Raw genomic sequence first — 4624 nt, 5'->3', positions numbered from 1 at the left:
GCCCATGCCCGCCCCCACGGCGTCCGGTGAGTCCCCCGGGCCGCTGCTCTACGCCCTTCCCGCCCGCTACTACGCGGCCAGCGCCGCGAGCGTGCTGGGGCTGCAGTGCCTGCTCTGGTGGGTGACGCGGTGAAGCCCCAGTCCGCTCCACAGGCTCCCGCCGCGCCCGCGCTCGATGCGGCCCCCGCCCTGCTCCAGCAGGTGCGCCGGACCGTGGACACGCGCATCGGGGCCGGGCGCCACGGCCTGGGCCCGCTGCTGGACGACCTGGGCCAGACCCTGGCCCGCCTGCTGCCGGGGCCCGGGGACACGCGGCTGTCGCCGGAGGAGCAGCAGCAGGCGCGCGCGGCGATCGCGGGCACGTTGGACACGCTGGAGGACGTCCTGGAGGCCTTTCACCGCTCGGGGCGCGCCGGGAACGTCATGGGCTGGGGGGAGCGCTGAATCATGGATGTCATCCGCAAACTGACGGCGTTCGTCCCACCGGGGTGGAAGCCGTGGGTGCTGCTCGCCGTGGCGCTGCTGGCGCTGGGCGTGCCGCTGTTCCTGAAGTGGCGCTCGAAGCGGAAGGCCGCGGGGACCGCGACGCCGGACGCGCCCACGCCCCTGGCGAAGAACCGGCTGCGGCAGGTGCGCGAGAAGTTCCTGGCCGGGCTGCCGCTGCGTCACCGCGTGGCGGTGCGCGACCTGCCGGGCGTGGTCGTGCTGGGACCGGCGGGCGCGGGCAAGTCGCGGCTCATCGAGCTGGACCTGGACTGGAAGCGGCAGGCGCGGCAGTTCCTGCCCAGCCTCCTGTCGGATTCGCTGCTCCAGGTGTACCTGGGCGCGGACGCCGTGGCCCAGGAGGTGTCCGCGCAGTTGCTGGAGGACGAGACGCCCCAGGGCCGCGAGGCGCTGCGCCGCCTGTGGAAGGACACCTTTGGCAGCGGCCAGCAGGCGCTGGCGGTGCTGGTGCTGGACGCGCGCTGGCTGTCGGACACGCCGCCGGACGAGGTGCGCCGGGCGGCGCAGCTGCTGCGCGGCAAGCTCAACCTGTTGTCGGAGATCCGCGAGGGCGCGCTGGAGACGCGCGTGTGCCTCACCCACCTGGATGAGCGGGAAGGCTACGCGGACTTCGCGAAGCTCTTGCGCGCGCACCACGTGCCGCTGCGCTTCCCCCTGCCCCCGCCCGGCCAGGAGGGAAGACTGGGCTCGTTGCTCAAGGCGCAGGAGCAGTACCTGGCGCTGGGCCTGACGGCGCTGCCGGTGGAGGCCTTCGAGCGGCTGGAGCGCTTCTATTCGGAAGGCCACGCGCCCTTCGAGGCGCTGTCGCGCTTCGTGACGGCGCTGATGGAGGGCCAGACGTTGGCGTACGCGCCCAGGCTCGCCACGGTGTCGCTGTCGTCCGCGGACAAGGACGCCAGGGATCCGGACGTCCTGTCGGTGTCCGCCGAGGCCAGCACGGCGCGCGCGGTCCATGACCGCTACCTGCACACGCACCTGCGCCGCGCGGTGCTGCTGGGCCTTGCGTGCGCGCTGCCGCTCTTGGCCGCGTACGGGCACTTCGCGTGGAGGCTGGGTCAGGCGCGCACGCGCGTGCAGCGCTTCGAGGAGATGGTCCAGCGCATGCGCGACCAGGGCCAGGAGGTCTCCGGGGCCGCGGTGCAGGAGCCGGTGCTCGCGGCGGGCCAGTCGCTGGACTCGCTGTGGCGGTCCATGAACACGTGGCCGCTGTTGCGCTACAGCTTCACCGGCGCGCGCGAGGATCTGCGCCAGCGCCTGGCCCGGGGCATCCGCGAGGCCCACATCCGGCCCGCCCTGGAGAAGTGCCACCGCCAGCCGGACACGTGCCGTCCGGAGCAGGTCGTCTACCTGCTGGCCACGTTGCACGGCTCGCGCGAGGAGCCGCTGGGGCAGCTGGTGCTCTCCAGCCTGAAGACGCGTCCGAACTGGAGCTTCGTCTCCGAGGACGGCGCGGCCACGCCCGCGGGTGACGCGGCGGCGCTGGAAGCGGGGCGCTCGTGGGTGACGGCGGTGGGCCTGAACGAGTCCCTGGTGGCGGACTACGTCACCATGAGCAACCCGCCGTGGACGGCGCCCGACACGCCCGAGGCGGGCTGGGCGCGCTGGCCCTTTCCGGAGCCGCTCACCCTGGAGGCGCAGCTGACGCCGTGGCAGGCGCACCTGCGCCGGTTGCAGGACCTGATGGCCAACCGGGCCGTGGAGCCGCGCGAACTGGAGCGGCTGGATGCGGACCTGGAGTCCATGCAGGACGAGCGCCGGCGGCTCCAGGCGCTGCTGGACGACAGCGCGCGCTTCGCCAGCCTGCCGCGCGCGCTGGAGCTGCTGGCCGCGTCCGAGGCGCGGGTGGACACGGGCCGCTTCCGGGGCATCCCCTCCACGCTCAAGACGGTGGCGTGGATCAACGACCATCGGGACGTGCTCACGAACGTGCTGCGCATGGAGGAGGAGGCGTACCTGGGGGTGAAGGCGGTGCAGAAGATGAGCGTGGCGGAGCTGCTGGTGCGCGACGGCCTGTGGCTGCCGGGCAACGGCCCCGCGGTGCTCCAGGTGCCGGTGCTCCAGAGCACCTTCGAGTTCCGTCCCAAGGACGGCTCGCGGCTCCTGCACCAGGCGCTGCTGCGCTACCACGAGAAGATGGGGCGCATGCCGTTCGGGGTGGTGACGGGCGAGGAGGCGGTGGCGGCGAGGAGTGGAGCGAGCCTGTCGGCGGACCGGCTGGAGTTCGACACGCGGCTGCGCCCGCTGGTGGACGAGTTCACCACGCGCATCAAGGGTTCGGGGCTGCCCGTGGAGGAGGTGTCGCAGCGCCAGGAGCACGTGCGCCGCAAGGTGAACCAGTTCGCGTTCCAGTACCGCAACCGGCTGTTCCAGCGGGTGTCGGCCTACCGCTTCCAGCCGGTGGTGCCCGCGCTGCTGCCGGAGGAGCTGTCGCGCCTCACCCAGCCCTCCTCGGAGCTGGTGGACATGCTGCGCGACGTGGCGCAGAGCGTGGCGCTGGAGCCGCTGGAGGGGCCCTTCTACGAGTCGCTGCGCAACGCGGTGGCGCCGTTCAAGCCCATCGCCACGGTGATGAAGCCGGACGAGAGCGGCAACTACACGGTGCTCAACCCCTACCGCGCGCTGGTGGCGCAGCTGGCGGACGAACTGAACGCGGCGCCACGCCAGGGCGTAGTGCCCAAGGAGGCGACGGCGTCGCTCACGGGAGGCGCGGCCGCGGACGGTGCCACGACGACGCCCGCCAACGGCGCCGCGCGGCTGCCGGAGCTGCTGACGCCCCTGGGGCGGCTGGCCTTCGCGATGATGCTGGAGGACGACACGTCCTACCTGCACAAGGTGGACGCCTGGCTGGACCAGCAGGGCCTGATTGGCGAGCTGCGCCAGCCCTTCCGCCAGCCCTTCCTCGCGGTGCGCGAGCTGGGGCAGCGGGAGATTGAACGGACGCTGGAGCGGCAGTGGGAAGAGGCCAACGGCCGGTTCCTGCGTCCGCTGCTGGGGCGCTACCCGTTCGCGCCGGACGGGACGCAGGAGGTGGATCCGGGAGACCTGGAGGTGCTGCGCCGGCAGGACGGCGCGTTCTGGGAGTTCGTCACGCGCGTGCTGGCGCCGGTGTGCGAGGAGCGCGGCTCGGAGTGGGTGGCGCGGGGAGCGCTCCAGTCGCGGCTGGCGTTGCCAGGAGGGATGCTGCCCACGCTGGGACGGCTGTCGCGGCTGGCCCGCGTGTTGTGGGACACGGAGGGGCGTCCCCGGCCCTTGCTGTTGCAGGTGATGCCGCTGCCGCTGCCGAAGGCGCCCACGCCGGGCAGCTTCGTGACGTTGGGGTCGCTCAAGTGCGGCAAGACGACCTTCCTGGCCTACAACCAGAGCCCGTCGTGGCAGGAGTTCCCGCTGGCGTGGTGGGACCAGCAGACGGCGTCGCTGATGCTGGAGGTGCGCGCTCCCGCGGACCAGTCGGTGCAGTACGCGTCGCTGGAGAAGTCGCGCTCGGCGTGGAGCTGCTTCCGGCTGTTGGAGTCGTCGCTGTCCACGGAGGACCCGCAGCACCGGCAGTGGTCGCTGCGTGCGCGGGGGGGCGCGTCCACGGACAGGGTGATGGACCTGCGCTTCGGTCTGAAGGGTGAGCCCTGGACACCATTCCGCGAGGTTCCGCGATGAGACTGCTTTTGCGGTGCATTCCAGCGCTCCTGTGTCTCTTGAGCGCATGTCAGCCCAGCACGCTGCACCTGAGCGTGAAGGCGCCCTCGGGCACCAACCAGGGGCGGCCGCTCTACATGTTGGTGCGCAAGGTGGATCCGAAGCAGTTCGCGCTCGAGTCCTACGGCGAGGTGTCCGCGCGCGTCTTCCAGCCGGACGCGGACGTGTTGATGTCCGCGCTCATCTACCCGGGCACGTTGCAGCGCCTGAAGGTGCCGCTGCCGGACGACGCAGCGGTGGCGGTGTCGTTCCTGTTCACCGCGCCGGACGGAACCTGGCAGCAGTTCGTCAACACGCCCACGCCCGGCTCGCTGGACATCGAGCTGCTCGAAGGGCGCATCCGCACGGGCACGCAGCCCGCGGCACCGAAGGACTCGGGAGAAGGCGAACTCCCGAAGCCCCCAGAACCTCCGGCCGCCCCCAAGGCAGC

General features: G+C 72.3%; 3 protein-coding genes. All 3 read left to right on the top strand.

What is annotated here, in order from left to right; genetic code table 11:
• Positions 1–129: 129 nt before the first annotated feature.
• Positions 130–444 (top strand): hypothetical protein, encoded by a 315-nt coding sequence (locus tag D7X74_RS39815; protein ID WP_147444570.1) that lies wholly within the window; start codon positions 130–132, stop codon positions 442–444.
• Positions 445–447: 3 nt separating this feature from the next.
• Complete coding sequence (locus tag D7X74_RS39810) at positions 448–4155, top strand: type VI secretion IcmF C-terminal domain-containing protein (RefSeq protein WP_120538155.1); 3708 nt, start codon at positions 448–450, stop codon at positions 4153–4155.
• On the top strand, positions 4152–4624 hold a 473-nt coding region (locus D7X74_RS39805), incomplete at its 3' end, for a hypothetical protein (protein ID WP_199742000.1). The genes D7X74_RS39810 and D7X74_RS39805, both read left to right, overlap by 4 nt.

Origin of the sequence: Corallococcus sp. CA047B (assembly GCF_003612065.1) — a bacterium.
GTDB lineage: Bacteria > Myxococcota > Myxococcia > Myxococcales > Myxococcaceae > Corallococcus > Corallococcus praedator.
The sequence above is the reverse complement of the archived record's forward strand: the minus strand, read 5'-3'. Positions and strand labels throughout refer to the sequence as shown.